At 69.6% G+C, this 26,001-nt stretch carries 25 protein-coding genes; 16 read left to right on the top strand and 9 right to left on the bottom strand.

The window, feature by feature from the left end; all coding sequences use genetic code 11:
* Window positions 1-3 precede the first annotated feature (3 nt).
* The 7 genes from BUR99_RS14935 to BUR99_RS14965 are packed head-to-tail and all read left to right on the top strand — an operon-like array spanning window position 4 to window position 6,705.
* Window positions 4-1,092, top strand: coding sequence for a mandelate racemase/muconate lactonizing enzyme family protein (locus BUR99_RS14935; RefSeq protein WP_074261187.1), 1,089 nt, complete (start codon window positions 4-6; stop codon window positions 1,090-1,092).
* Window positions 1,089-2,162 carry an ABC transporter permease gene (locus BUR99_RS14940; RefSeq protein ID WP_074261188.1) on the top strand — a complete coding sequence of 358 codons (1,074 nt, stop codon included), beginning with the start codon at window positions 1,089-1,091 and terminating at the stop codon, window positions 2,160-2,162. Before BUR99_RS14935 ends, BUR99_RS14940 begins: the two co-directional genes overlap by 4 nt.
* Window positions 2,159-3,196: an ABC transporter permease gene (locus BUR99_RS14945; RefSeq protein ID WP_074261189.1), complete on the top strand. Its 1,038-nt coding sequence runs from the start codon at window positions 2,159-2,161 to the stop codon at window positions 3,194-3,196. The genes BUR99_RS14940 and BUR99_RS14945 overlap by 4 nt, the downstream gene beginning before the upstream one ends.
* The gene (locus BUR99_RS14950; protein WP_074261190.1) at window positions 3,193-4,728 is read left to right on the top strand and encodes a sugar ABC transporter ATP-binding protein; all 1,536 of its coding nucleotides are present in this window, start codon (window positions 3,193-3,195) and stop codon (window positions 4,726-4,728) included. Before BUR99_RS14945 ends, BUR99_RS14950 begins: the two co-directional genes overlap by 4 nt.
* Window positions 4,728-5,069, top strand: coding sequence for an L-rhamnose mutarotase (locus tag BUR99_RS14955; protein WP_074261598.1), 342 nt, complete (start codon window positions 4,728-4,730; stop codon window positions 5,067-5,069). Before BUR99_RS14950 ends, BUR99_RS14955 begins: the two co-directional genes overlap by 1 nt.
* Window positions 5,066-5,938 carry an amidohydrolase family protein gene (locus BUR99_RS14960; protein ID WP_074261191.1) on the top strand — a complete coding sequence of 291 codons (873 nt, stop codon included), beginning with the start codon at window positions 5,066-5,068 and terminating at the stop codon, window positions 5,936-5,938. Before BUR99_RS14955 ends, BUR99_RS14960 begins: the two co-directional genes overlap by 4 nt.
* Complete coding sequence (locus tag BUR99_RS14965; RefSeq protein ID WP_074261192.1) at window positions 5,935-6,705, top strand: GntR family transcriptional regulator; 771 nt, start codon at window positions 5,935-5,937, stop codon at window positions 6,703-6,705. Before BUR99_RS14960 ends, BUR99_RS14965 begins: the two co-directional genes overlap by 4 nt.
* Window positions 6,706-6,717: 12 nt before the next feature.
* Here the strand turns inward: BUR99_RS14965 and BUR99_RS14970 are convergent, their stop codons facing one another.
* Both BUR99_RS14970 and BUR99_RS14975 read right to left on the bottom strand, forming a co-directional pair.
* Window positions 6,718-7,698: an aldo/keto reductase gene (locus BUR99_RS14970; RefSeq protein ID WP_074261193.1), complete on the bottom strand. Its 981-nt coding sequence runs from the start codon at window positions 7,696-7,698 to the stop codon at window positions 6,718-6,720.
* Window positions 7,695-8,993, bottom strand: a complete 1,299-nt coding sequence (locus BUR99_RS14975) for an L-fuconate dehydratase (RefSeq protein WP_074261194.1) — start codon at window positions 8,991-8,993, stop codon at window positions 7,695-7,697. Before BUR99_RS14975 ends, BUR99_RS14970 begins: the two co-directional genes overlap by 4 nt.
* A gap of 128 nt (window positions 8,994-9,121) precedes the next feature.
* Between BUR99_RS14975 and BUR99_RS14980 the strand changes: the two genes are divergently transcribed.
* The 3 genes from BUR99_RS14980 to BUR99_RS14990 all read left to right on the top strand — a co-directional run bounded on the left by BUR99_RS14980 (window position 9,122) and on the right by BUR99_RS14990 (window position 11,737).
* Window positions 9,122-9,970, top strand: coding sequence for a fumarylacetoacetate hydrolase family protein (locus BUR99_RS14980; protein WP_074261195.1), 849 nt, complete (start codon window positions 9,122-9,124; stop codon window positions 9,968-9,970).
* A 32-nt stretch (window positions 9,971-10,002) separates the two neighbouring features.
* A complete protein-coding gene (locus tag BUR99_RS14985) occupies window positions 10,003-10,761 on the top strand; it encodes an SDR family NAD(P)-dependent oxidoreductase (protein WP_074261196.1) in 759 nt (252 codons plus the stop codon).
* Window positions 10,762-10,861: 100 nt separating this feature from the next.
* Window positions 10,862-11,737 carry a fumarylacetoacetate hydrolase family protein gene (locus BUR99_RS14990; protein WP_074261197.1) on the top strand — a complete coding sequence of 292 codons (876 nt, stop codon included), beginning with the start codon at window positions 10,862-10,864 and terminating at the stop codon, window positions 11,735-11,737.
* Window positions 11,738-11,783: 46 nt separating this feature from the next.
* Here the strand turns inward: BUR99_RS14990 and BUR99_RS14995 are convergent, their stop codons facing one another.
* Together BUR99_RS14995 and BUR99_RS15000 are read right to left on the bottom strand one after the other, a co-directional pair.
* On the bottom strand, window positions 11,784-13,292 hold the full coding sequence (locus BUR99_RS14995; RefSeq protein WP_074261599.1) for an aspartate ammonia-lyase: 1,509 nt from the start codon (window positions 13,290-13,292) through the stop codon (window positions 11,784-11,786).
* A 254-nt stretch (window positions 13,293-13,546) separates the two neighbouring features.
* Window positions 13,547-15,109 carry an amino acid permease gene (locus tag BUR99_RS15000; protein ID WP_074261198.1) on the bottom strand — a complete coding sequence of 521 codons (1,563 nt, stop codon included), beginning with the start codon at window positions 15,107-15,109 and terminating at the stop codon, window positions 13,547-13,549.
* A gap of 223 nt (window positions 15,110-15,332) precedes the next feature.
* Here BUR99_RS15000 and BUR99_RS15005 point away from each other — a divergent pair, with 223 nt between their 5' ends.
* Genes BUR99_RS15005 through BUR99_RS15025 form a run of 5 tightly spaced genes read left to right on the top strand, consistent with a single transcriptional unit; the run spans window position 15,333 to window position 20,432 of the window.
* The gene (locus BUR99_RS15005) at window positions 15,333-16,700 is read left to right on the top strand and encodes a glutamine synthetase family protein (protein ID WP_074261600.1); all 1,368 of its coding nucleotides are present in this window, start codon (window positions 15,333-15,335) and stop codon (window positions 16,698-16,700) included.
* Window positions 16,681-17,490: a gamma-glutamyl-gamma-aminobutyrate hydrolase family protein gene (locus tag BUR99_RS15010; protein ID WP_074261199.1), complete on the top strand. Its 810-nt coding sequence runs from the start codon at window positions 16,681-16,683 to the stop codon at window positions 17,488-17,490. Before BUR99_RS15005 ends, BUR99_RS15010 begins: the two co-directional genes overlap by 20 nt.
* Window positions 17,487-18,842 (top strand): aldehyde dehydrogenase family protein, encoded by a 1,356-nt coding sequence (locus BUR99_RS15015; protein WP_074261200.1) that lies wholly within the window; start codon window positions 17,487-17,489, stop codon window positions 18,840-18,842. Before BUR99_RS15010 ends, BUR99_RS15015 begins: the two co-directional genes overlap by 4 nt.
* A 27-nt stretch (window positions 18,843-18,869) precedes the next feature.
* Window positions 18,870-19,661: a 3-oxoacyl-ACP reductase gene (locus BUR99_RS15020; RefSeq protein WP_200802751.1), complete on the top strand. Its 792-nt coding sequence runs from the start codon at window positions 18,870-18,872 to the stop codon at window positions 19,659-19,661.
* 9 nt (window positions 19,662-19,670) lie between these two features.
* Window positions 19,671-20,432, top strand: coding sequence for a FadR/GntR family transcriptional regulator (locus BUR99_RS15025; protein ID WP_074261201.1), 762 nt, complete (start codon window positions 19,671-19,673; stop codon window positions 20,430-20,432).
* Window positions 20,433-20,523: 91 nt separating this feature from the next.
* Here the strand turns inward: BUR99_RS15025 and BUR99_RS15030 are convergent, their stop codons facing one another.
* Window positions 20,524-20,841 carry a DUF4190 domain-containing protein gene (locus BUR99_RS15030; RefSeq protein ID WP_143231667.1) on the bottom strand — a complete coding sequence of 106 codons (318 nt, stop codon included), beginning with the start codon at window positions 20,839-20,841 and terminating at the stop codon, window positions 20,524-20,526.
* Window positions 20,842-20,981: 140 nt separating this feature from the next.
* Here BUR99_RS15030 and BUR99_RS15035 point away from each other — a divergent pair, with 140 nt between their 5' ends.
* Window positions 20,982-22,268 (top strand): uracil-xanthine permease family protein, encoded by a 1,287-nt coding sequence (locus tag BUR99_RS15035; protein ID WP_074261202.1) that lies wholly within the window; start codon window positions 20,982-20,984, stop codon window positions 22,266-22,268.
* Between the two features lie 84 nt (window positions 22,269-22,352).
* On the opposite strand, the gene BUR99_RS15040 is transcribed toward BUR99_RS15035, so the two are convergent.
* The 4 genes from BUR99_RS15040 to BUR99_RS15055 all read right to left on the bottom strand — a co-directional run bounded on the left by BUR99_RS15040 (window position 22,353) and on the right by BUR99_RS15055 (window position 26,000).
* Window positions 22,353-23,840: an NCS2 family permease gene (locus BUR99_RS15040; protein ID WP_084184051.1), complete on the bottom strand. Its 1,488-nt coding sequence runs from the start codon at window positions 23,838-23,840 to the stop codon at window positions 22,353-22,355.
* A 58-nt stretch (window positions 23,841-23,898) separates the two neighbouring features.
* The gene (locus BUR99_RS15045; RefSeq protein ID WP_234980875.1) at window positions 23,899-24,243 is read right to left on the bottom strand and encodes a peptidase; all 345 of its coding nucleotides are present in this window, start codon (window positions 24,241-24,243) and stop codon (window positions 23,899-23,901) included.
* On the bottom strand, window positions 24,240-25,415 hold the full coding sequence (locus BUR99_RS15050) for an inorganic phosphate transporter (RefSeq protein ID WP_074261203.1): 1,176 nt from the start codon (window positions 25,413-25,415) through the stop codon (window positions 24,240-24,242). The genes BUR99_RS15045 and BUR99_RS15050 overlap by 4 nt, the downstream gene beginning before the upstream one ends.
* A gap of 102 nt (window positions 25,416-25,517) precedes the next feature.
* Entirely contained in the window at window positions 25,518-26,000 is a 483-nt protein-coding gene (locus BUR99_RS15055; RefSeq protein WP_074261204.1) for an 8-oxo-dGTP diphosphatase, read from the bottom strand.
* Window position 26,001: the final 1 nt, after the last annotated feature.

The raw sequence follows: 26,001 nt of genomic DNA on the forward strand, positions 1-26,001 counted from the left end.
ACCATGACCACCATCACTGCGGCACGCGCCTCACTCATCGACCTCGAGGTCGAGACGATGCGCACCGACGCCGTCCAGAGCTTCATCAAGCAGGAGACGATCTTCCTCGAGATCGACACTGCCGATGGGCTCACGGGTGTCGGTTACTCCTACACGATCGGAACCGGTGGTCGCGCAGTCCTCTCCATGCTGCGCGACCACCTGGTCCCCCTCCTCCCCGGCCTCGACAGCAGGAACGTCGAAGGCATCTGGATGGAGCTCTTCCGCTCGACCCGCGCCACCACCGTCGGCGCGATCACCTCCCTCGCCCTCGCGGCGGTCGACACCGCGCTCTGGGATCTCCGATCCCGTCGCGCGGGCGAGCCGCTCTGGCAGGTGGCCGGCGGCTACCGCCAGCGCGTGCCGCTCTACGACACCGAGGGCGGCTGGCTCCATCTGCCGACCGACGACCTCGTCGCCGGCGCGCTCGCATCGCAGGCCAAGGGCCTGCGCGGCGTCAAGCTCAAGGTCGGCAAGCCGTCGGTGCGCGAGGACCGCGAGCGTCTGCTCGCGGTGCGCGAGGCCGTCGGCGACGACCTGCACATCATGGTCGACGCGAACCAGTCGATGACGTCGGCCGAGGCGATCCGCCGCGCAGCGGCGTTCGAAGACGCCGACCTCTACTGGTTCGAGGAGCCGCTGCCCGCCGACGACGTGAGCGGCCATGTGCGCCTCGCCGCATCGACGAGCATCCCGATCGCCGTGGGCGAGTCGATGTACTCGATCGCGCAGTTCCGCGACTACCTGCACCGCGGCGCAGCCGGCATCGTCCAGGTCGACGTGGCGCGCATCGGCGGCGTGACCCCCTGGCTCAAGGTCGCGCACCTCGCCGAGGCGTACAACGTCGCCGTCTGCCCCCACTTCCTCATGGAGCTGCACGTCAGCCTCGTCGCCGCCGTGCCCAACGGCGCCTACGTCGAGCACATCCCCCAGCTCCGCGGCATCACGAAGACGGAGCTCGTCATCGACGACGGCTCGGCGGTCGCGCCGTCGACGCCGGGCCTCGGCATCGACTGGGATGCCGACGAGATCGACCGGAGGCGAGTGGCATGACGCGCGGATCCAACCGACTGACCAGCGTGCTCAGCGATAACCGTGTGGGGCTCCTGCTCCTCATCGTCGTGCTCGTGGTCCTCATCGGCAGCCTCAAGCCGATGTTCTTCTCCCCCGCCTTCGTGATCGGCCCGATGCTCACGAGCATCGCCATCTTCACGGTCGTCGGTCTCGCCCAGATGGTGGTGCTCTCCGTCGGCCAGATGAACCTGGCCGTCGGCGGCATGGCCGCGATCGGGGCGATGGGCTCGGCGATGGTCTTCCAGGCGTTCGACGTGCCGCTGATCGTCGGCATCGCCATCGGCCTCGTGTTCGGCGGCGCCGTCGGCGCCCTCTGCGGCGTGCTCATCGCCTACGCCGGGGTCAACTCCTTCGTCGTGACGCTCGCGATGAGCTTCGCCCTGCTCGGCCTCGTGCCCGCCGTCTACTCCTGGGTCAGCACGGGCAACGCGATCACGGTGCAGACGCCGGGTCTCGCCGAGCTCGGCCGCTCGAAGCTCTCCGACCTGTGCATCGGCGACACCTGCGGTCCCGACGGCATCCCACTCATCCTCTTCGTCGCCGTCGCGGCGATGATCGTGATCGGGCTCCTCTACTCGAAGTCGCGCATCGGCCGCGAGATCCTGCTGACCGGCTCGAACGATCGCGCCGCGTTGCTCTCGGCGATCCCCGTTCCGCGCCGCATCATCACGGTGCACACCCTGTCGGGCATGCTGGCCGCGCTCGCGGGCTTCATGCTCGGAGCGAGCACCGGTTCGTTCACGCCCGGCATCGGCCAGGAGTTCATGCTGCAGTCCTTCCTCGGCCCGATCCTCGGCGGCACCCTGCTCGCCGGCGGGTACGTCTCCGTGATCGGCACCTTCCTCGGCATCACGCTCACGGTCGTGATCCGCCAGGGCCTCCTGCTGTTCGGCGTCGGCATCGAGGGACTCAACATCCTGCTCGGCACCATCCTCCTGATCGCCCTCTCCGCCGACCGCATCCGTTCGGTGGCAGGAGCCCGATCCCGTCTGCGGGCGTCGCGACAGCAATCGCCCGCTCAGCCCAAGGAAGAGGCGGTGGTGTCATGAGTGCGCGTTTCGCACGACTCGCCCGCGACCAGAACACGATCCTCGCCGCGGTGATCATCGCCGGCGTGATCGTGCTGACGATCAGTTCGAGCGGCGGGTTCCTCTCGCCGATCTCGATCGAGACGTTCTTCCAGTTCCTCGCGATCCCGATCGTCATCGGCCTCGCCCAGATGGCCGCCCTCGCCGTCAACCAGATGAACCTCGCCGTCGGCGCGATCGGCGGATTCGCCGCCTGCTCCGCCGGGGTGCTCATCGCCGACTTCGGCGTGCCCCCGTGGCTCGGCGGGCTGATCGCGATCCTCATCGGCCTGGCCGCCGGAGTGCTGAACGGCCTCATCGTCGTGCTCACCCAGATCAACGGCTTCATCGTCACCCTCGCGACGATGACCATCCTCTCCGGCGCTCAGTACGCGATCGTCGGCACCCGCACGATCACCTCGGCCTCCTGGCCCGAGATCGCAGCCATCGGCACCGCTCGACCGCTCGGCATCCCGCTCATCTTCTGGATCGCCGTGGGCATCGCCATCCTGCTCTCGGTCGCATACCGGCAGACCCTCCTCGCCCGGAACATGCTCGCGAGCGGCGGCAACCCCCTCGCAGCGACCCTCTCGGGCATCTCGAACAGCCGGAGCCTCGTCACGGCGCACGGCCTCTCCGGGCTCCTGTGCGGCGTCGCGGCGTTCCTCGTGCTGGCCTCGCTGCCCGGTGTCAACAAGAGCATCGGCGAGGACTGGCTGCTCTCGAGCTTCGCCGCGCCGATCATCGGCGGCGTCTCGCTGACGGGTGGCACGGTGGCCGTGCTCGGCACCGTGCTGGCCGCGACGATCGTCCGACTCGTCGACAGCGCACGGGCCCAGTTCCAGCTCGAGCCGAGCTGGGTCAACTTCGTCATCGGCGCCGTCGTGCTCGGCACGGTCGCCCTCGACCGGGTGCGCACGCGTCGCCCCGCGACCCGCCAGCGGAGCCGCCGCACACCGCCCGACGCGCCGCCGACCGCAGCGTCGCGAGCCATCGATCCAGGAGCACCGGCATGACCGACACGGCCTACGCGCTCGAAGTGCGCGGCATCACCAAGACGTTCCCCGGCGTCCGAGCCCTCGACGAGGTCAACCTCCGTCTGAAGCCCGGTGAGGTGCACGCGCTCCTCGGCGAGAACGGGGCGGGCAAGTCCACGCTCATCAAGATCATCACGGGCATCCAGCCGCAGGATTCCGGCGAGCTCATCGTCAACGGCGAGGCGCAGACCTTCCGCTCGGCGCACGAGGCGACCCGTGCCGGCATCGGCGTCGTGCACCAGGAGCGCAACGTCATCACCGACTTCACGGTCGCCGAGAACATCGTGCTCGGCAACACTCCCGTCAAGGGCGGTCGCGTGCAGTGGCGGGAGGTCCGCGAGGGCGCGAAGCGGGTGCTCGACCTGCTCGACTTCCCGATCGACCCCGCCACGCCGACGAGCCTGCTCTCGCCCGCGCAGACGCAACTCGTCGAGATCGCGCGCGGTCTCTACACCGACAGCGCCGTGCTCCTGCTCGACGAGCCGACCGCCTCGATCAGCGAGACCGAGTCGAAGCTGCTGTTCGACGTCGTGCACCGGCTCGCCGCGCAGGGACGCGCGATCCTCTTCGTCAGCCACAAGCTCGAAGAGGTCTTCGCGCACTGCGACACCGTCACCGTCTTCCGCGACGGACGTTCCGTCGCGGAATCGGAGCCGCTCGCGAACTACTCGAAGGACACGATCGTCGACCTGCTGGTCGGTCGCACCCTCGCCAAGCTCGAGGTCCCCGTCCGTTCGCCGTCCGAGGCCGGCACCCCGGCGCTCGAACTGCGCGACGTGTCGACCGCGGGCGGCCACCGCGACGTCTCCTTCGCCGTGCACCCCGGTCAGATCCTCGGCATCTACGGTCTCGTCGGCGCGGGCCGCTCGGAACTCGCCAAGGCCATCCTCGGCCTCGACCGCATCACGAGCGGCGAGGTGCGCGTCAACGGCGCCCCCGCGCAGATCCGTTCGGTCGGCGACGCGCTCGGTCGCTACGGCATCGGCTACGTGACGGAGGATCGGAAGGCCGAGGGGCTCTTCCTCGACCAGACGGTCGCCCGGAACCTGACGGTCACGGTGCTGAAGCGCCTGTCGAACGCGTTCGGCTTCGTGCGCGAGCGCGCCGCTCGCGCGACCGCGGACGAGTACATCGCCTCGCTCGACGTCAAGGTGTCGAACCGCGACCAGCTCGTGGGTCAGCTCTCCGGCGGCAATCAGCAGAAGGTCTCGCTCGGCAAGTGGCTCGCAGCGAACACCGACACCCTCATCATCGACGAGCCGACCGTCGGCATCGACGTGCGCACGAAGGGCGCGTTCTACCAGCTGATCTGGGCCCTCGCAGAGCAGGGCAAGGCCGTGCTCGTGATCTCGAGCGATCTCGCCGAGATGGTCACCCTCGTGGACCGCATCGTCGTCATGCAGGACTTCGAGGTGACCGGCAGCGTGACGAACACGCATGACTACGATGAGATGAGCAAATCGGTCATCCGACTCATCCACGAAGAGCGGATCGACGTGGTGGAGGGATGATGAGGGTCGCACTCCACTCCGTCATCCGGGCAGGAGCGATCGACGGGTATCGGGCCGAGCACGCCGTCATCCCCGACGACCTCGAGCGATCCTTCGCACGTCTCGGCATCCACGACTGGACCATCTGGCGCTCGGGCGACCGGCTGTTCCACGTCGTCGAGTGCGACGACTTCGACGCCGCGATGCGCGAACTCGACTCCGACCCTGCCAACCTCGCCTGGCAGCAGACGATCGGCGAGTTCGTCGAGACGTTCCGCGACGCCGACGGCGGCAGCGGATTCACGCCGATCGAAGAGGTCTGGGACCTCCGGCGACAGCGCGGTGACGAGCACCGACCATGACCGGCATCGTCGACGCGCACGCTCATGTGTGGGATACGACGCGACTGGACTACCCGTGGCTCGCCGGCCTCGACGTGCTCGATCGTCCCCTGCTGCCGCGCGATCTCGATCGCGCCGACGGACAGGTGACCGCGGCGATCTTCGTGCAGGCGGGATGCGCGGACTCCCAGTCGCTCGATGAGGCCAAGTGGGTCGGCGGCCTCGACGAGGAGTGGCCCGAGCTCGTCGCCATCGTCGCGGCGGCGGATCTGCTCGCCCCCGAGACGCTGGAGGCGCACCTCGACGCGCTCGACGGCGTCGGCCGCGTGGTCGGCATCCGCCACCTGCTGCAGGGCGAGTCGCCCGCCGTGTTCGCCGACCCCGCGCTGCTCGAGAGCCTCCGTCTGCTCGCCGCGCGCGGCCTGAGTTTCGATGCCTGCGTCACCCACTCGCAGCTCCCCGACCTGACAGCCCTCCTCCGAGGGGTGCCGGAGCTCGACGTGGTGCTCGATCACCTGGGGAAGCCACCGGTCGACGCCGGGGCCGGCACCGCGGCCGGGCATGCCTGGGCGCAGGCCGTCACCGAGCTCGCCGCCCTCCCCGGCACCGCAGTGAAGCTCTCAGGGCTGGCCGCCGAGGCATCCGGAACCGAGACGTTCGAAGCGAACGCCGACGCGTTCATCGAACACGCCTACGCCGCGTTCGGACCGGCGCGCTCGATGCTCGGCAGCGACTGGCCGGTGAGCCGGTACGTTGGTGCCGGCGGCACCTTCGCGGACTGGATCGACCGCGTGCACCGGGTGACGGGCGCGACCGGATCGGAACGAGCACAGCTCGATCGCGAGACCGCCCTCCGTTTCTACCGTTCGACGACTGTGGGGCACGAATGAGCACGACGATTCCCGAGGGGGCCCGCATCGCGCGCTCGGTGCTGTCCGACGAGACGTACGGGGTGATTCGGGACCTCGTGCTCGAACATCGCATCGCTCCCGGCCGCCGGGTGAACATCGACTCCCTGTCGGCCGAGCTCGGGGTCTCCCCGACCCCGGTCAGGGAGGCACTGGCCCGCCTCGAATCCGATGGACTCGTCGTGAAGGTGCCGCTGCGCGGGTACTCGACGACGCCGCTGCTGACGGTGCGCGAGTTCGTCGAGCTGACCCAGTTCCGCGTCCTCATCGAGCAGTGGACCGCCGCGCAGGCGTCGGCCTCGATCGATCCGGGAACGGCTGCGGCGCTGCGCGCCGAGCTCGAAGCCGGGCGCGCGGCCACCGGCGCCGGCGAAGCCGGCCCCGAGGCGTTCCGCGCACTGACCGATCACGATGCGCGCTTCCATGCGCTCATCGCGAAGTCCGCCGGCAACGACCTCATCGCGCAGTCGTTCGAGCGCACCCACTTCCACCTGCACTTCCTGCGGCTCTATCTCGCGTCACACTCCGCCGAGGCGGCGGGCGACGCCGACCACCGGCGACTGAACGCCGTGCTCGAGGAGTACGACCGCTCCGGCCAGGTCTCGCGCACGATCGACAATCACGCGGCCATCGCCGAGGCGATCATCGCCGGTGATTCGACGGAGGCGTCGCAGCTCATGCGCGAACACATCGAGCTCTCGCGGGTCCGCTTCCTGCCGATCGTCGAACTGATCGCGTCGCTCCGCTGACCGCGGCCCGGCTCAGTCCCGGTCGCCGACCGGGATGAGCCCGCGTTCCTCGAGCGCGCTCCAGAGCTCGTCGGGGATCACGGCCGACATGTTCGCCACGTTCTGCCGCACGGCATCGGGACGGGAGGTGCCGACGACGACCGTGGCCACGAGCGGGTGCCGCAGCGGGAACTGCAGCGCCGCAGCCGGCAGCTCGACGCCGAACTCGGCGCACGTCGCCGCGAGCGCCTGCGCGCGCTGGAAGACGTCGTCGGGCACGGCGCCGTAGTCGTACGTCGCGTCACGGCGCGGCGTCGCCGTCGCGAGCAGGCCGGAGTTGAACACCGCGGCATCGACGATGCGCACGCCGCGCTCCTGGCAGGCGGGGAACAGCTCGGCGAGCGCCGGCTGCTCGAGCAGCGTGTACCGCCCGGCGATCATCACGAGATCGAGGTCGCCCTCGCGCACGGCGCGTGCCGCGACATCCGCGTCGTTGACGCCGATGCCGATCTGCCCGACGAGCCCCTCGTCGCGCAGGGTCGCGAGTGCCGGCAGGCCCTCGGCGAGGCCGCGCTCGAGGTCGTAGACGTCGGGGTCGTGCAGGAACAGCACGTCGATGCGATCGAGGCCCATGCGCTCGAGGGATGCCTCGAGGCTCCGCCGCACGCCCGACGGGCTCGGGTCGTAGACCCGCACGCGGTCGTCGGGCACGTCGAACCCGTTCGCGAGGTCGCGGCCTCCGGCGAAGTCGGGGTTCGGCTCCAGCAGGCGGCCGACCTTCGTCGAGACGACGAACTCGTCGCGCGGCCGCTCACGCAGGAATGCGCCGAGGCGGCGCTCGGAGAGGCCGAGACCGTAGTGGGGGGCCGTGTCGAAATAGCGGATGCCGCCGTCCCACGCCGCCTCGAGGGCGCTCCGCGCCCGGTCCTCGTCGACCTCGCGGTAGAGGTTGCCGATCGATGCGCTGCCGAAGCCGAGCGGCCCGAGGTCGACGGGCGACGATGGGCGACTCATCGGGCGACCGCCTGCGACTGGTTCCACGTGAACTCGGCGACCGATGCGGGGAGCATCTCGGTGCCGGCACCGGGAGCGCTCGGGGCCAGGTAGCGACCGTGCTCGACGACCGTCGGGGTGACGAAGTGCTCGTGCAGGTGGTCGACGTACTCGACCATGCGTCCGTCCATCGTGCCGGAGACCGCAACGTAGTCGAACATCGAGAGGTGCTGCACGGCTTCGCAGAGCCCGACGCCGCCGGCGTGCGGGCAGACCGGGACACCGAACTTCGCCGCGAGCAGCAGGTTCGCGATGTTCTCGTTCACGCCGCCGACGCGCGTGGCGTCGATCTGCATCACGTCCATGCCGCCGGCCTGCAGCAGCTGCTTGAAGACGACGCGGTTCTGCACGTGCTCCCCCGTCGCCACGCGGATCGGCGCGACGCCACGGGCGATCGCGGCGTGACCGAGGATGTCGTCGGGACTCGTCGGCTCCTCGATCCAGGCGAGGTCGAACTGCGCGAGCGCGTTCACCCAGCGGATGGCGTCGGCGACGTCCCAGCGCTGGTTCGCGTCGATCGCGATCGGGAATTCGGGACCGACCGTCTGGCGCGCGATGGCGAGGCGGCGGATGTCGTCGTCGAGGTCGGCGCCGACCTTGAGCTTGATCTGCGGGAAGCCGTCGGCGACCGCCTCCCGGCAGAGGCGTTCGAGCTTCTCGTCGGAGTAGCCGAGCCAGCCGGGGCTCGTCGTGTACGCGGGGTAGCCGGTCTCCTGCAGACGCGCGACGCGCTCGGCACGGCCGGGCTCAGCAGCGCGGAGGATCTCGAGCGCCTCTTCGGGCGTCAGCGCGTCGCTCAGGTAACGGAAGTCGACGAGTGAGACGAGCTCTTCGGGGCTCAGGCTCGCGAGGTGGAGCCACAGCGGCTGGCCGGCGCGCTTCGCGCGGAGGTCCCACAGCGCGTTCACGACGGCGCCGATGGCCATGTGCATGACGCCCTTCTCGGGCCCGAGCCAGCGCAGCTGCGAGTCGTGCAGCAGCATGCGCGATGCAGCGCCCATGTCGCCGAGCAGCGCTTCGACGTCGCGCCCGACGAGGTGGCCGCGGAGCGTCTCGAGTGCGGCGACCTCGACATCGTTGCCGCGCCCGATCGTGAAGACGAACGCGTGCCCTTCGAGGCCGTCTTCGGCGTCGGTCCGGATCACCAGGTAGGCCGCCGAGTAGTCGGGGTCGGGGTTCATCGCGTCCGACCCGTCGAGCGCGAGCGAGGTCGGGAATCGGATGTCGTGGGTGTCGACGGCGATGATTGCGGTCATGGGGTCCTTTCGTGACAAGTTCGATCCTAAACATCGGATGTATAGGTGTCAATCTCGACGAAATGTGCCAGAATCGGCGAAGTACCTGCGAATTCGTCGGAACGATCAGACTTCAGAAAGAGCACAGCATGAGATTCGCCCGCCTCGGCAACGTCGGCACCGAGATCCCCGTCGTCCTCGACGGCGATCGCACCCTCGACCTGCGATCGATCACCGCCGACGTCGACGGCGCCTTCCTGAGCGGCGAGGGTCTCGAGCGCGCTCGAGCGGCGGTCGCCGCCGGCGAACTCCCCGAACTGCCGGAGGCCGCGAGCCTCCGTATCGGCGCACCGATCGCCCGCCCCTCGGCGGTCTACTGCATCGGCATGAACTACGCCGCCCACGCCGCCGAGTCGGGTTCCCAGCCGCCCGAGCAGATCGTCATGTTCATGAAGTCGCCGAACACCGTCGTCGGCCCCTTCGACGACGTCGCGATCCCGCGCGGCAGCGAGAAGACCGACTGGGAGGTCGAGCTCGGCATCGTCATCGGCCGCCGCGCGAGCTACCTCGGCTCCCCCGCCGACGCCCGCGCGCACATCGCCGGCTTCGTGATGGCCAACGACCTCTCCGAGCGCGACTGGCAGATCGCGGTCTCGGGCGGCCAGTGGTCGAAGGGCAAGAGCGCTCCGGGCTTCTGCCCGACGGGCCCCTGGCTCGCCACGAACGACGAACTGGACGCCGACGACGTGCGCCTGCGCAGCTTCGTCAACGGCGAGCCGCGCCAGGACTCGCGCACGGGCGACCTCATCTTCGACATCGACACGATCGTCTGGACGCTCAGCCAGTACCTCACGCTCGAGCCGGGCGACCTCGTGCTCACCGGCACCCCCGAGGGCGTGGCCCTGTCGGGCCGTTTCCCCTACCTCGCCGCGGGCGACGTCGTCGAGCTCGACATCGAGGGCCTCGGCAGCCAGCGCCAGCAGTACGTGTCCGCCTGAACCCGATCGACCCGACGCAGAAGGATCACCCCATGAGCAACGAATTCACCGGCCTCGTCGCGATCGTCACCGGCGGGGCGTCGGGCATCGGCGCCGCGATCGCCGACCGCCTCCAGCAGGGCGGCGCCCGCGTCGCCGTCTTCGACCTGCAGCCGGATGCCGCGGCGCACGCCGATCTCGCGATCGCCGTCGACGTGGCCGACGACGCCAGCGTGCGAGCGGGCGTCGATCGCGTCGCGGCCGAGCTCGGCCGCATCGACATCGTCGTGAACAACGCCGGCATCGGGGCGCAGGGCACGATCGAGTCGAACCCCGACGAGGAGTGGCACCGGGTGTTCGACATCAACGTCCTCGGCATGATGCGGGTCGCCCGCGCCGCACTGCCCCACCTCCGGAACTCCCCTGCAGCGTCGATCGTCAACACCGCCTCCATCGCGGCGACGGCCGGACTCCCCCAGCGCGCGCTCTACAGTGCGAGCAAGGGCGCGGTCGCCGCGCTCACGCGAGCCATGGCCGCCGACCACCTGCGCGAGGGCATCCGGGTGAACGCCGTGAACCCGGGCACCGCCGACACCCCGTGGATCGGGCGCCTGCTGGCCTCGGCCGACGACCCCGTCGCGGAGCGCGCCGCCCTCGAAGCACGTCAGCCGCACGGCCGGCTCGTCACGGCCGACGAGGTCGCCGGAGCGGTCGCGTACCTCGCGAGCCCCGCATCCGGCTCCACCACCGGCGTCGAGCTCGCCGTCGACGGCGGCATGCAGGAGCTGCGCCTGCGTCCGGCCGGCAGCTGACGCGGCATCCGCTCGATTTGTCGACGTGATGGTGCATCCGGCTGTGTTCGTTGTACATCGTGCACAGCCGGATCGCCGGGGCGCCCGATAGCCTGAAGAGGTGAAGTTCGCGCACCTGAGAGCCGAAGGCCAAACGACCCCTCGGCTCGCGGCGGTGATCGCGGAATCCGCGCTCTTCCTCGACGAGTTCATGGAGCGACCGCCGCGCGACCTGCAGGACCTCATCGAACGCGGGCCCGAAGGCCTCGCCGAGGTGCGCGAGGTCGTCGACACCGCCGTCACGCTCGAAGCCGAGTTGACCCCGGTCGCCGCGCTGCGGCACTCCTCGGCGGTGCTCCGCCCCGCCCAGGTCATCGCGATCGGCGCGAACTACGCCGCCCACGCGTCCGAGCTGAAGCTGCGCTCCGAGACGGCGATGACCATCTTCTCGCTGTGGCCGAACTCGCTCACCGCGCACGGTGCGACGACCACCTGGCCCGAAGACCTGACGACCCAGGTCGACTACGAGGCCGAGCTCGGCGTCATCATCGGCCGCCCGGCCCGCGGCGTGCACGTTCGCGACGCCCTCGACCACGTGTGGGGCTACACCGTCGTCAACGACATCACGGCTCGCGACATCCAGTTCAGCGAGGCGCAGTGGTCGCGCTGCAAGTCGTTCGACGGCTTCACCCCCACCGGCCCGGTGGTCGTCACGGCCGACGAGATCCCCGACCCGCAGAACCTCTGGCTCACCACGAACCTCGACGGCAGCATCATGCAGGACGCCTCGACGAACGAGATGGTGCGCAGCGTCGCAGAGATCATCTCGTTGCTCTCGCGCTCGGCGACGATCCCCCCGGGCACCCTCATCTCGACCGGCAGCCCCGGCGGCGCGGGCTACTCCCGCAAGCCTCCGGTGTTCCTGCGCGACGGCTCGACCGTCACCGTGACCGTCGAGGGCATCGGCTCGCTGACGACGCACTGCCGGGTCATCTGACCCGAGCGGTGCCGCCGCCGGAGTGCGGCGGCACCGACGGCGGGCCTCACTCCGAAGGCTCGCCCTGCAGGTCGATGAGCGGGATCGCCATGGTGATCGGGCGGATGCCCGAGAGCTTCGACGGCTGCAGCTGCGCCATCACGGCCTCGCGGCTCATGAGTCCGGCCTCGACCACGAGGTCGGCGACGGGCCGGCCCGTCTTCAGCGCGAGCTTGGCGATGGTGGATGCCTCGGTGTACCCGATGAACGGGATGAGCGCGGTGATCACGCCGACGCTCGACGCGACCATCGCCTCGAGCCGGTCGATGTTGGCCGTGATGCCGTCGACGCAGTTGACCCGGAGGGTCCAGCACGCCTGACGCATCCAGGTGATCGACTGCAGCAGCGAGTGCGCGATGACGGGCTCGAAGGCGTTCAGCTGCAGCTGGCCGTTCTCGGCGGCCATCATCACCGTGACGTCGGCGCCGGCCACGGCGTATGCGACCTGGCTGACCGCCTCGGGGATGACGGGATTGACCTTGCCGGGCATGATGCTCGAACCCGCCTGCCGCGGCGGCAGGTTGATCTCGCCGAACCCGGCCTGCGGTCCGGAGGAGAGCAGGCGCAGGTCGTTGCAGATCTTCGAGAGCTTGATCGCGCTGCGCTTGAGCGCGCTCGAGAACGTCATGAACACGCCGGTGTCGCTCGTCGCCTCGATGAGGTCGGGCGCGGAGACGAGCCGGAAGCCGGTGATCGCGCTGAGGTGGCGTACGGCGGCGGCGGCGTAGCCCGGGTCGGCGGTGATGCCGGTGCCGATCGCGGTCGCGCCGAGGTTGACCTCCGAGAGGAGCTTGATGGTCTCGTTGAGGCGCTCGTAGTCCTCGCCGAGGGTCGTCGCGAAGCTGTGGAACTCCTGCCCGAGGGTCATCGGCACGGCGTCCTGCAGCTGTGTGCGCCCGACCTTCAGCACCTCGTGGAACTCGTGGCCCTTCGCACCGAACGAGACGCGAAGCAGGTCGAGCTCGCGCATCATCGTCGTGAGCGAGAACGTCATCGCGAGCTTCACCGCGGTGGGATACGTGTCGTTCGTCGACTGGCTGCGGTTGACGTCGTCGATCGGGTGCAGCACGTCGTAGCGCCCCTTGGGGTACCCGGCGATCTCGAGTGCGAGGTTCGCGATGACCTCGTTCGCATTCATGTTCGTCGAGGTGCCCGCACCGCCCTGGATGACGCCGACCACGAACTGCTCGTGATGCTCGCCCTCGATGATGCGCTGGCACGCGTCGTCGATCCACGCCGCCTTCTGGTCGGTGAGCACGCCGACCTCGCGATTGGCGCGGGCCGCGGCCTGCTTGACCGAGGCGAGCGCCACGATGAGGTCGGGATAGACCGAGATCGGGCGCTTGGAGATCGGGAAGTTCTCGAGCGCACGCATGGTGTGCACGCCCCAGTAGGCGTCGGCGGGAACCTCGACCGAGCCGAGGGAGTCGGTCTCGGTGCGGGTCGGCGGCTGCGCACCGCTGCCGACGAGCGTCGGATCGGTATACGTGTCGTCGGTGGACTCGGGCTCGTGCATCTCTTCCTCCACGGAGTCGTGCGCGAGTGGACGTCGAGGGTGTCGACGCCCCCGCAGCCGGCTCCATCGCCTGGGGTCTGCGCGGGGTCGCCGCGCTCGTACTCGTCAACGAGCCTATCGCCGCTGCCGAGTCGAGACGAATGCGTCGAAGGGCCCGGCCGGGTCGGCCGGGCCCTTCGACGTGCCGATCAGCACCACAGGAGGAGGTGCCGATCGGCGGCGACGAGCGCCCCCACGCCCGCCGCCGGCTCCGATCAGACCCGGTCGGTCTCGTCGACGCCGTCGGTGGCGAGCAGTTCGCTCTCGACGGCGCCGCCGTAGCCTTCGGACTGAGGGTCGCCGTGCAGTCCCCCGGACACGGCGTACTCCTCCTCCGGCGACAGGATCAGTCGGTGGCGGCCCCACAGCGCGAAGATCGCGAGCATCACCGCGTAGACGACGCCGATGGCGATGATCGCGGGCACGAACGTCGGGTTCAGCAGGAAGCCGAGGAAGATGAGTGCGGCGATCAGCGCGGCGACCACGGCCCCCGGCACGCCCCACGGGCTGACGTAGGGGCGCTTCGCGTTCGGGTACTTGCGCCGGAGGATCACGAACGCGACCATCTGCAGCAGGTAGGCGAGCACCGCACCCCACACGGCGATGTTCAGCACGATGGCACCGGCGACCGCGCCGGCACCCTTCTCGTCGACCTGTGCCAGCACGTCGAGCACGACCAGCGCGACGAAGCCGATGACCGCGCCCGCCACGAGGGCGACCCACGGCGTCTGGCGCTTGCCGGTGAGCGAGAGGAACTTCGGGTAGTAGCCGGCTCGCGAGAGCGAGTACATGTTGCGGCCGTACGCGAACATGATGCCCTGCAGCGACGCGAGCAGTCCGATGAGCGCGAACAGCGCGAGCACCGCGGCGAGTTCGTCGCCGACGATGGCCCGGAAGCCGTCGAGCAGCGGCTCGCCCGCCGTACCCGTGGCCTCGGCGCCGACCACACCCGTGTTGAGGAACAGCACGAGCAGGCCGGTCACGATGAGCGTGGCGCGCGCGATCAGGCCGGCCTTCGGGATGTCGCGGACGGGGTCCTTCGACTCCTCGGCCGCGAGCGGCAGCTCCTCGATGCCGAGGAAGAACCACATCGCGAACGGCAGCGCGAAGAGGATCGGCAGCACGCCGTGCGGCAGGAAGGCGGTCTGCCCGGCGTCGGGCACGATGTCGAAGAGCTTGTCCCACGAGAACTCGCCCGAGAAGATCGCCATCGCGCTGAAGACGAGCAGGATCGCGATCGAGATGATCGAGACGACGATCGCGAACTTGAACGAGATGCTCGCCCCGGCCGCGTTGATGCCGATGAAGACGAGATAGAGGATCACCCACCAGACCCATTGCGGCATCGAGAACCCGAGCAGCTCGCTCGTGATCGCGTCGGCGTAGGAGCCGGAGAAGAACACGATCACCGCGGTCGTCGCGACGTACTCGATCGTCTCCGCGAGCCCGGTCACGAAACCGCCCCAGGGCCCCATTGCGGCCCGGGAGAAGGAGTAGGCGCCGCCCGTGTGCGGCATCGCCGACGACATCTCGCCGATCGAGAAGATGAGTCCGTAGTACATGACGACGAGCACCGCGAACGCGATCAGCATGCCGCCGAAGCCGGCGAAGTCGATGCCGAAGTTCCATCCCGAGAAGTCGCCCGAGATGACGGCCGCCACGGCGAGGCCCCAGAGCCCCCAGACCCCGGCCGTGCGGGTGAGCTTGCGTTTCTCGAAGTACCCGGCCTCGGCGGTCGTGTACTTCACTCCCGAGACCTTCAGCGTGTCCTTGGTCATGGCGGTTCCCTTGCTCTCTCGAAGCGCGCGGCCGCAGCAGCGCGGGGGTGGGATGCGTTGGCCTGAACTATAGAGCGCCCAATGGTTGCTCGTACAGACCTTTTTGAAATGCATGCGGATGAATCTCAACGGAACTGCGGGGAATCCGGCGGGCGTGTTCGGTCGCGCCTGTGATGTAATGGTCGGAATCACCGACCATTCACGACCAATGGAGGCACAGCGGATGACGGCACCCACCGGATACCTCACCCTCGACGCCCTGCACGGCGCGGTCGCCGAGGGGCACGTCGACACCGTCATCGTCGCGTTCACCGACATGCAGGGCCGCCTCGTCGGCAAGCGCGTCTCGGCGCGCCTCTTCCTCGAGGACGTCGCTGCGCACGGCGCCGAATGCTGCAACTACCTGCTCGCGGTCGACGTCGACATGAACACCGTCGACGGCTACGCCATGTCGAGCTGGGAACGCGGCTACGGCGACATGGCGATGATCCCCGACTTCTCGACGCTCCGCATGGCGCCCTGGCTCGAGGCGACGGCGCTCGTGACGGCCGACCTGCAGTGGCTCGACGGCGCTCCCGTCGAGGCCTCGCCCCGGCGCATCCTGCAGCGGCAGCTCGAACGCCTCGCCGAGCGCGGCCTCACCGCCTTCGTCGGCACCGAGCTCGAGTTCATCGTCTTCGACGACTCGTTCCGCACCGCCTGGCAGAAGGGCTACCGCGAGCTCACGCCGGCGAGCGACTACAACATCGACTACGCGCTGCTCGCCTCGACGCGCATGGAGCCGCTGCTCCGAGACATCCGGAACTCGATGGACGGCGCGGGCATGTACTGCGAGGGCGTGAAGGGCGAGTGCAACCTCGGCCAGCAGGAGATCGCATTCCGCTACACGGATGCGCTCGGCACGTGCGACAACCACTCCGTCTACAAGAACGGCGCCAAGGAGATCGCCGACCGGCACGGCAAGTCGCTGACCTTCATGGCGAAGTTCAACGAGCGCGAGGGCAACAGCTGCCACATCCACATCTCGCTGCGCGGCGCGAACGGCGAGGCGGTCTTCAGCGATCCGGATGCCCCGCACGGCATGTCGACGCTCTTCCGCCGGTTCCTCGCGGGCCAGGTGGCCGCGATGCGCGAGCTCACGCTCTTCTCCGCGCCGAACATCAACTCCTACAAGCGCTACGTGGCCGGCAGCTTCGCCCCGACCGCGATCGCCTGGGGTCTCGACAACCGCACGTGCGCGCTGCGCGTCGTCGGGCGGGGGCTCGGCATGCGCGTCGAGAACCGGGTGCCCGGCGGCGATGTGAACCAGTACCTGGCGGTCGCCGCCCTCATCGCGGCGGGCCTCGCGGGCATCGACGGCGAGCTCGAGCTCGACGACCTGTTCGAGGGCAACGCCTACGAGAGCGACGTGGCGCGCGTGCCCGCGACGCTGCGGGAGTCGGCGGAGCTCTTCGCCGGCTCGGTGATCGCCCGCGAGGCGTTCGGCGACGAGGTCGTCGAGCACTACCTGAACAACGCGCGCATCGAGCTCGCCGCCTACGACGCGGCCGTCACGGACTGGGAGCGGGTGCGTGGCTTCGAACGACTCTGAATCGATCACGGGTGCGCCGGCCGCGGCACCGGCACCGGCACCGGTGATCGGCATCACGACGTACCTCGAGCAGGCCCGGACCGGCGTGTGGGACGTGCGCGCCTCGTTCCTGCCGAAGGTCTACATCGACGCGGTGACCGACGCGGGCGGCATCGCCGTGCTGCTCCCGCCGCAACCCGCCGACGCCGCCACCGCGCGCGCCGTGCTCGGCACGCTCGACGGCCTCATCGTCTCGGGCGGCGCCGACGTCGACCCCGCCCGCTACGGCCAGGCCCGGCACGAGCGCACCGGCGCCCCGCGCACCGATCGCGACGACTGGGAGGACCGCCTGCTGACGACCGCCATCGACCTCGAGCTGCCGTTCCTCGGCATCTGCCGCGGCGCGCAGATGTTGAACGTCGCGCTCGGCGGCACGCTCGTGCAGCACCTGCCCGACGTCGTCGGCAGCGACGCCTACCAGCCGGGGCCCGCAGAGTTCGGCGAGACCTCGGCGACCGTCGAACCGGGCTCACGCCTCGCGGCGGTGCTCGGCGACGCCGCCGCTCCCCTGCCGATCCACGTCTACCACCACCAGGCGCTCGACGACGTGGCCGACGGCCTGCGGGTGACCGCGCGCACCGACGACGGCGTCATCGAGGCCGTCGAGCTCGAGACGGTGCCGTTCGGCATCGGCGTGCAGTGGCATCCCGAAGAGAACGCCGCCGACCGCCGGCTCTTCGCCGGACTCGTCGATGCCGCCCGCCGGCACCGCGCCGCGCGCGCTGCGAACACCGAAAGGACCCCGTCGTGACCCACACGATCGTCAACCCCGCCGACGAGAGCGTCGTGACCACGGTCGCCGCCGCGTCGATCGACGACACGGATGTCGCGATCGCCCGCGCCGCATCGGCGCAACGCGACTGGGCGCGCCTCGCGCCGGTCGATCGCGCCCGGCTCCTCCGCCGATTCGCCGACGCCGTCGACGGTGCGGTCGACGAGCTCGCGGCCATCGAGATGCGCAACTCGGGGCATCCGATCAGCCAGGCGCGGTGGGAGGCCGGGCACGTGCGCGACGTGCTCGAGTACTACTCGGCCTCGCCCGAGCGTCTCTTCGGCCGTCAGATCCCCGTGGCCGGCGGCCTCGACGTCACCTTCCAGGAGCCGCTCGGCGTCGTCGGCGTGATCACGCCGTGGAACTTCCCGATGACGATCGCGGCATGGGGCTTCGCGCCCGCGCTCGCGGCCGGCAACGCCGTCGTGCTGAAGCCCGCCGAGTGGACCCCGCTCACGAGCATGCGCCTCGCCGAGCTCGGGCTCGAGGCGGGGCTGCCCGACGGGCTCTTCCAGGTGATCCCCGGCAAGGGATCGGTCGTGGGCCAGCGCTTCGTGACGAACGAGACCGTGCGCAAGATCGTCTTCACCGGATCGACCGAGATCGGCAAGCAGATCATGTCGGGCTGCGCCGACCAGGTGAAGCGCGTGACCCTCGAACTCGGCGGCAAGAGCGCGAACATCGTCTTCGCCGATGCCGACCTCGAACGCGCCGCGGCGACCGCGCCCTACGGCGTCTTCGAGAACGCCGGTCAGGACTGCTGCGCCCGCAGCCGCATCCTCGTCGAGCGCAGCGTCTACGAGCGCTTCATGGAGTTGCTCGAGCCCGCGGTCGCCGGCGTCCGGGTCGGCGACCCCGCCGACGAGGCGACCGAGATGGGCCCGCTCGTCGCGGCCGCCCACCTCGAGCGCGTGCGCTCCTTCGTTCCGGATGACTCGGAGCTCGCCTTCCGCGCCGCCGCACCGACGGGCCCGGGCTTCTGGTTCCCGCCCACCGTGCTCACGCCGGCCCGCGATTCGCGCACGGCCCGCGAGGAGATCTTCGGACCCGTCGTCTCGGTCTTCCCCTTCGACGACGAAGACGACGCGGTGCGCTTCGCGAACGCGAGCGAGTACGGCCTCTCGGGCTCGATCTGGACCCGCGACCTGAGCCGCGGCATCCGCGTCGCCCGAGGCGTCGAATCGGGCAACCTCTCGGTGAACTCGCATTCCTCGGTGCGCTACTCGACGCCGTTCGGCGGGTTCAAGCAGTCGGGCCTCGGTCGCGAACTCGGTCCCGACGCACCGCTCGCCTTCACCGAGACCAAGAACGTCTTCCTCGCCGTCGACTGACGACTCGAACCCTACGACAGGAGCACCATGACCGACCTTCCACGCATCGACCTCACCCAGCGCCTCGCCGGCCGTGTGGCCGTCATCACCGGCGGCGCCTCGGGCATCGGCCTCGCGACCGCCAAGCGCCTCGCCGCCGAGGGCGCCCGCGTCGTCATCGGCGACATGGACGCCACGACCGGACCGGTCGCCGCCGGGCTGGTCGGCGGTCTCTTCGTGCAGGTCGACGTCACCGACGAGGCACAGGTCGACCATCTCTTCGACGAGGCCGCCCGCGTCTACGGCTCGGTCGACATCGCCTTCAACAACGCAGGCATCTCCCCGCCCGACGACGACTCGATCGAGACGACCGAGCTGCCCGCCTGGCAGAAGGTGCAGGACGTCAACCTCAAGTCGGTCTACCTGTGCTCGCGCGCGGCACTTCGGCACATGGTCGCGCAGGGGCGCGGCTCGATCATCAACACGGCGTCGTTCGTGGCGGTGCTGGGGTCGGCGACCTCGCAGATCTCGTACACCGCGTCGAAGGGCGGCGTGCTCGCGATGAGCCGGGAGCTCGGCGTGCAGTTCGCCCGCCAGGGCATCCGCGTGAACGCACTCTGCCCGGGGCCGGTGAACACGCCGCTGCTGCAGGAGCTGTTCGCGAAGGACCAGGAGCGCGCCCAGCGCCGGCTCGTGCACATCCCCGTGGGCCGCTTCGCCGAGCCCGAAGAGCTCGCGGCGGCGGTCGCGTTCCTCGCGAGCGACGACGCCTCGTTCATCACCGGCTCGACGTTCCTCGTCGACGGCGGCATCAGCTCGGCCTACGTCACTCCGCTCTAGGCTCGAAGCATGGGCGACGCGCAGGAGAACGAGCAGGCAGAGCCGGCCGAGGTGCTGAGCGCCGGGCTGCTGCTCACTCCGGCGCGCCCCGCCAACGCCTTCGAGGAGACGGTGCAGCGACTGCTGCAGTCGATCCGGCTGGGACTCATCGGCCCCGGCGAACGGCTGCCCGCCGAGCGCGAACTGGCGAGCATGCTCGAGGTCAGCCGCGACACACTGCGCGAGGCCATCGCCTCGCTCGCCGACGCCGGATGGGTCGTGGCCCGGCGCGGGCGCTACGGCGGCACCTTCGTCTCCGACGAGCTGCCTGTGGCGCTCCCCGCGTCGCCGGGCACGGCCGACGACCCGTTCGTGACCTCGGGCCGGCTGGAGGACACGCTCGCGCTGCGCTCGGTCATCGAGGTCGGCGCCGCGCACCGCGCTGCGGAGAGCGAGCTGTCGGCCAACGACCGCGAGCGGCTCTGGCAGGCCTACGAGGAGTGCAGCGCCGCCGTGGGCGAGCAGTACCGCATGGCGGACTCCCGCCTGCACCTGCTGATCGCCGAGGTGCTCGGGGCGCCGAGCGTGATCCCGCTGGTCGCCGACGTGCGCATGCGGGTCAACGAGCTGCTCGACGGCATCCCGCTGCTCGCGCCGAACATCGCGCACTCGAACGAGCAGCACCGGGCCATCGTCGGCGCGATCCTCCGCGGCAGCCCCGACGACGCCGCGAGCGCCATGGCCGAGCACCTCGAGGGCACCGAGGCGCTGCTGCGCGGCTTCTACGCCTGAGCGGATGCCGCGGCATCCGCTCGCCTCGTCGCCGCCGTGAACGCGGAGACGGGCCGCCTCCCGAAGGAGGCGGCCCGTCTCAGGTGCGAACTCAGAGGAACGCGAACGGCAGCATCGCGAGCCCGAAGACGATCGCGAGGATCCCGAAGAGCACGGTGCCCGCGAGCATCACGGCGTTCAGCACGATGCCCCAGATGGCCATGGTGCGCGACGCGGGCTCGCGCTTCAGCGCCAGGATGCCGAGCACGAGCCCGGCCACCGGCACGAAGAAGGTGGAGCTCGCCACGATGGAGACGATGCCGAGCACGAGGCTCGCGATGCTGAACCCGTTCGTCTCCGCGGCCGGCGCGGCGTAGGGGTTCGGCTCCGCGAACGGCGCCTGGGTTGCGGTGTCGGTGACGGTGGTCATGTGATTGCTCTCCTGTTCGTGGGTGCCCGTTTGTGGGCGTGCTTCCACGCTACGGACCCGCGGAATCGCGCGGTATGGGGCTATCCCCCCGATACGATCGGATGGATCCCCACCCCTCCACTCCCATGAAACGGAGCAGCATGACTCTGCCCTGGACCATCCACGGCGACGGCAAGAACGTCAACCCCGGCGAAGTCGTCGCCCCCGGTGAGCGCCTGAGCTGGCCCCGCACGATCGGCCTCGGCGCCCAGCACGTCGTCGCCATGTTCGGCGCGACCTTCCTCGTGCCGATCCTCACGGGCTTCCCGCCCGCGACGACGCTGTTCTTCTCGGGTCTCGGCACCATCCTCTTCCTCGTGATCACGAAGAACCGGGTGCCGAGCTACCTCGGTTCCTCGTTCGCGTTCATCGCCCCGATCAGCGCCGCGATGGGTGCGAAGGGCATCGGCGACCCCATGGGTGCCGCGCTCTTCGGCATCGTCGTCGTCGGTGTGCTGCTCGCGCTCGTCGGCCTCCTCGTGCAGTGGGTGGGCACGCGCTGGATCGACGTGCTCATGCCGCCCGTCGTCGCTGGTGCGATCGTCGCGCTCATCGGCTTCAACCTGGCGCCGGCCGCGAAGAACAACTTCATGCTCGCCCCGCTGACCGCGCTCATCACGCTCGCCGCCGTCATCATCGCGAGCGTCGCTTTCCGCGGAATCCTCGGTCGCATGTCGATCCTCGTGGGCGTCGTGATCGGCTACATCGCCGCCGCGATCCAGGGCGAGATCGACTTCGCGCGCATCGAGGACGCCGCGTGGATCGGCCTGCCGACCTTCCACCTGCCCGCGAACCCGTTCACCGACGCCGCCGTCTGGGGTTTCCTCCCCGCATTCCTGCCCGTCGTGCTGGTGCTCATCGCCGAGAACGTCGGCCACATCAAGGGCGTCGCGCAGATGACCGACCCGTCGGTGAACCGGTCGACCGGTCGTGCGCTCTTCGCCGACGGACTCGCGACGACGATCGCCGGCTTCTTCGGCGGATCGGGCACCACCACCTACGGCGAGAACATCGGCGTCATGGCCGCGACGCGCATCTACTCGACCGCCGCGTACTGGATCGCCGGCATCGTCGCCGTGCTGCTCGGGCTCTCCCCCAAGTTCGGCGAGGTCATCAACACGATCCCGGCGGGCGTGCTCGGCGGCGTCACGACGGCGCTGTACGGCCTCATCGGCATCATCGGCGTGAAGATCTGGCTCGACAACAAGGTCGACTTCTCGAAGCCGGTGAACCAGTTCACGGCGGCGACGGCCCTCATCATCGGCATCGCGGACTTCACGTTCGCGGTCGGCGGGGTCTCGTTCAACGGCATCGCGCTCGGCACAATCGCCGCCATCTTGATCTACCACCTCATGAACGGCATCGCCAAGGCGCGCGGCACGAACTGACCGCGCGGCTCGCATCGAGCTGAGCACGAACGACGGATGCCCCGGGGCCGATCGGCCCCGGGGCATCCACGTCTCGGCGGAAGGTCAGGCGAAGAGCGCCTCGACCGGTCCGCGTGCGAAGTAGACGAGGAAGCCGGCTGCGACGATCCAGAGCAGCGGGCTGATCTCGCGGGCCTTGCCCGACAGCGAACGCACGACGACCCAGGCGATGAAGCCCGCGCCGATGCCGTTGGCGATCGAGTAGGTGAGCGGCATGACGGTGACCGCGAGGAACACCGGCAGCAGCACCGAGAACTCCGAGAAGTCGATGTACCGGATCTGCGCCATCATGAGCGCACCCACGATGACCAACGCCGCAGAGGCGACCTCGGTCGGCACGATCGAGACGAGCGGCGTGAAGAACATCGCGGCGAGGAACAGCAGACCCGTCACGATGTTCGCGAGGCCCGTGCGAGCGCCTTCGCCGATGCCGGCACCCGACTCGATGAAGACCGTGTTCGACGAGGCCGAGGCGTAGCCACCGGCGACGGCGCCGACGCCCTCGACGATCAGCGCCGACTTCAGGCGGGGGAAGTCGCCCTTCGCGTCGGCGAGTTGCGCCTCTTTCGAGAGGCCCGTCATCGTGCCCATGGCATCGAAGAAGTTCGTGAAGACGAGCGTGAAGACGAGCATGACGGCGGCGAGCACGCCGATGCGCTCGAAGCTGCCGAACGAGACCTGCCCGACGAGCGAGAGGTCGGGCAGGCTCACGATCGAGCCGCTGAGCTCGGGCACCGAGAGGCTCCAGCCGCCCGCGTTGAACTCCTCGCCCGCGAACATCGGGCCGAGGTTCCAGATCGCCTCGACGACGACCGCGAGCACGGTGCCCGAGACGAGGCCGATGAGGATGCCGCCCTTGACCTTGCGTGCCACGAGGACGCCCGTGAGCAGCAGGGTGAAGATGAAGACGAGGGTCGGCACGGTCGCCACGGACCCGGCGACGCCGAGGCCGACGGGCGGCGAAGCGGCGCCCGTCGCGGTGACGAACCCGGCGTTCACGAACCCGATGAAGGCGATGAAGAGGCCGATGCCGACCGTGATCGCGAGCTTCAGCTGGATCGGCACCGCGTCGAAGATCAGGCGGCGGAGGCCGGTCGCGGCCAGCAGCACGATGATGAGGCCGTTGATGACGACGAGGCCCATCGCCTCGGGCCACGTGACCTGGCCGACGACCGAGACCGCGAGGAACGAGTTGATGCCGAGGCCCGCGGCGAAGCCGAACGGCAGCCGGGCGACGAGGCCGAACAGGATCGTCATGACGCCGGCGGTCAGGCCCGTGACGGCCGAGACCTGCGCGAACCCGAGCTGGTTGCCGTCGACGTCGACGCCGGCCGACAGGATGATCGGGTTGAGGATCACGATGTAGGCCATCGTCACGAAGGTGACGATGCCGCCGCGCACCTCGGTGCCGACCGTGGAGCCGCGCTTGGTGATCTCGAAGAATCGATCGATCGGGTTCGACGGCCCCTCGTGCTGCGGCGCCGACTCGGCGGCCGCTTCGGGAGTCGTCTCGGGGGTCGTTTCAGTGGTCATCCGGGAACCTTCGATGAGGGACGCGCCTGCGACGGCACGACGGGTGGACTGGAGCTGCTCAGCTGAACATCTTGATGACGTGCTCGCCCACGATCAAGTAGATGCCGTAGATCACGGCGATGCCGCTGACCGCGAAGCAGACCCATGCGCCGACGAGCGCGGCCCGCTTCTGGCCCTCGCTCAACGGACTCTTCTTCGCCGCCTTGGCCGCCCGCTTCTCAGCCTGGCGGATCTCGGCGGGCGTCACCACGGTGATCGCGTCGGTGAACTCGGCCGGCGTCACGATGGGCGAACGCCCCGAGATCGTGAGGAGCCGGACGCCGAGCGCGTACGCGGAGACGACGACGACGGTGCCGATCATCGCGGTGACGAAGACGAGGAGGAACGCGAACCAGTCGATCACGAGGCCACCTTCTTCTTCGGCTTGGGGTTGCGCTTGATCTTGACCGCACGGCCCGAGTGGGCAACCTCGCTCACCACGTTGTGGTGGGAGACCTCGTTGCGACGCGACCAGAGGAAGATGCCGGCGATCACGGTGACGCCGACGATCGTGTCGATGATGATGCCGATCACGCCGAGCTGGGCGACGACCGCCGCGAGTGCACCCACGCCGCCGGCCGCGGGCAGTGTCAGGAGCCAGCCCACGCCGATGCGGCCGGCGGTGCGCCAGCGCACCTTCGATCCCCGGCGGCCGAGGCCGGAGCCGATGACCGACCCCGAGGCGACCTGCGTGGTCGAGAGGGCGAAGCCGACGTGGCTCGAGGCGAGGATCGTCGCGGCGGTGGCGGTCTCGGCGGCGAAGCCCTGCGCGGGCTTCACGTCGGTGAGTCCGGTGCCGAGGGTCTTGATGATGCGCCATCCGCCCATGTACGTGCCGAGCGCGATCGCGATGGCGCACGTGACGATGACCCAGAGCTGCACCTCGGCGCCGGCGGGCTGGAGGCCCGCGGCGACGAGCGTCAGGGTGATGACGCCCATCGTCTTCTGCGCGTCGTTGGTGCCGTGCGCGAGCGCGACGAGCGACGAGGAGAAGATCTGCGCGTGGCGGAAGCGGTCGCGCCCGTCGGGCTTGCCGTCGTAGCGACGGGTGATCACGTAGGCGAGCTTCGTCGCCGTGTAGGCGATGAGTCCGGCGGTCACCGGGGCGAGCAGCGCCGGCAGGATGACCTTCGACAGCACGACGGCGAAATCGATCGCGCCGATGCCGGCACCCACGATCACCGCTCCGATCAGCCCGCCGAAGAGCGCGTGGCTCGACGACGACGGCAGGCCCAGCAGCCACGTGATCATGTTCCACACGATCGCGCCGATGAGGCCCGCGAAGATGAGCTCCGGCGCAAGCGAGCCCATGTCGTCCTCTTTGATGATGCCGCCCGAGATGGTCTTGGCCACCTCGGTCGAGAGGAATGCGCCGACGAGGTTCAGGATGGCGGCGAGGCCGACGGCGACCTTGGGCTTCAGCGCACCCGTGGCGATGGGGGTCGCCATCGCGTTGGCGGTGTCGTGGAATCCGTTGGTGAAGTCGAAGAAGAGCGCCAGTGCGATGACCAGCACGACGATGAGGGTGAGATCCACCGGCGTCTTTCTCTGGGATCGGTGACTCCCTGACTGAGGGATTTCACCAGATGTTCAAGGGACGTGCCTTGCAGAAGCAGGTCCGCCATGCACGAATCGATCCTACGTGACGGTGCTGTGCTCCTCCACCACCGTAGCGAGGTCGGCGCCGAACACGAAGGTGCGCCGCACCGTGCCGCCCGCGAGCACGTCGGGCAGCCACCGACTCGCATCGTCCCACATCTCGTCGAGCGGGATCTCGCGCACGTCGAACCACACGGGGTCGAGCTCGTCCGACGGCACGGGCTCCCCCGTCCAGCTGCGGCAGACGAACACGTTGGACTCCTGGCTCCACGACTCCCGGTGCGGGAAGAGATAGCTCAGGATGCCGCGAGACTCGAGGTCTTCGGGTGCCACGACGAGACCCGACTCCTCGAAGACCTCGCGCACCGCGGCATCCGTCGCCGACTCGCCCGGCTCGAGCTTGCCGCCGGGCGCGACGAAGTAGCCCATGCCGAGGCCGTGCTTCTTGCGCCCCAGGAGCACCTCGAGGCGGCCTCCGTGCTCGCGCAGGAGGTAGCAGACGCACACCTGGGGCAGCGGCACG

The sequence above is a fragment of the Agromyces cerinus subsp. cerinus genome (assembly GCF_900142065.1).
Taxonomy (GTDB): domain Bacteria; phylum Actinomycetota; class Actinomycetes; order Actinomycetales; family Microbacteriaceae; genus Agromyces; species Agromyces cerinus.

What these genes read in the sequence shown, in the direction of transcription:
- BUR99_RS14935 (WP_074261187.1), top strand. Translation starts at nt 4, where the DNA reads ATGACCACCATCACTGCGGCACGCGCCTCACTCATCGACCTCGAGGTC.
- BUR99_RS14940 (WP_074261188.1), top strand. Translation starts at nt 1,089, where the DNA reads ATGACGCGCGGATCCAACCGACTGACCAGCGTGCTCAGCGATAACCGT.
- BUR99_RS14945 (WP_074261189.1), top strand. Translation starts at nt 2,159, where the DNA reads ATGAGTGCGCGTTTCGCACGACTCGCCCGCGACCAGAACACGATCCTC.
- BUR99_RS14950 (WP_074261190.1), top strand. Translation starts at nt 3,193, where the DNA reads ATGACCGACACGGCCTACGCGCTCGAAGTGCGCGGCATCACCAAGACG.
- BUR99_RS14955 (WP_074261598.1), top strand. Translation starts at nt 4,728, where the DNA reads ATGAGGGTCGCACTCCACTCCGTCATCCGGGCAGGAGCGATCGACGGG.
- BUR99_RS14960 (WP_074261191.1), top strand. Translation starts at nt 5,066, where the DNA reads ATGACCGGCATCGTCGACGCGCACGCTCATGTGTGGGATACGACGCGA.
- BUR99_RS14965 (WP_074261192.1), top strand. Translation starts at nt 5,935, where the DNA reads ATGAGCACGACGATTCCCGAGGGGGCCCGCATCGCGCGCTCGGTGCTG.
- BUR99_RS14970 (WP_074261193.1), bottom strand. Translation starts at nt 7,698, where the DNA reads ATGAGTCGCCCATCGTCGCCCGTCGACCTCGGGCCGCTCGGCTTCGGC.
- BUR99_RS14975 (WP_074261194.1), bottom strand. Translation starts at nt 8,993, where the DNA reads ATGACCGCAATCATCGCCGTCGACACCCACGACATCCGATTCCCGACC.
- BUR99_RS14980 (WP_074261195.1), top strand. Translation starts at nt 9,122, where the DNA reads ATGAGATTCGCCCGCCTCGGCAACGTCGGCACCGAGATCCCCGTCGTC.
- BUR99_RS14985 (WP_074261196.1), top strand. Translation starts at nt 10,003, where the DNA reads ATGAGCAACGAATTCACCGGCCTCGTCGCGATCGTCACCGGCGGGGCG.
- BUR99_RS14995 (WP_074261599.1), bottom strand. Translation starts at nt 13,292, where the DNA reads ATGCACGAGCCCGAGTCCACCGACGACACGTATACCGATCCGACGCTC.
- BUR99_RS15000 (WP_074261198.1), bottom strand. Translation starts at nt 15,109, where the DNA reads ATGACCAAGGACACGCTGAAGGTCTCGGGAGTGAAGTACACGACCGCC.
- BUR99_RS15005 (WP_074261600.1), top strand. Translation starts at nt 15,333, where the DNA reads ATGACGGCACCCACCGGATACCTCACCCTCGACGCCCTGCACGGCGCG.
- BUR99_RS15020 (WP_200802751.1), top strand. Translation starts at nt 18,870, where the DNA reads ATGACCGACCTTCCACGCATCGACCTCACCCAGCGCCTCGCCGGCCGT.
- BUR99_RS15025 (WP_074261201.1), top strand. Translation starts at nt 19,671, where the DNA reads ATGGGCGACGCGCAGGAGAACGAGCAGGCAGAGCCGGCCGAGGTGCTG.
- BUR99_RS15030 (WP_143231667.1), bottom strand. Translation starts at nt 20,841, where the DNA reads ATGACCACCGTCACCGACACCGCAACCCAGGCGCCGTTCGCGGAGCCG.
- BUR99_RS15035 (WP_074261202.1), top strand. Translation starts at nt 20,982, where the DNA reads ATGACTCTGCCCTGGACCATCCACGGCGACGGCAAGAACGTCAACCCC.
- BUR99_RS15040 (WP_084184051.1), bottom strand. Translation starts at nt 23,840, where the DNA reads ATGACCACTGAAACGACCCCCGAGACGACTCCCGAAGCGGCCGCCGAG.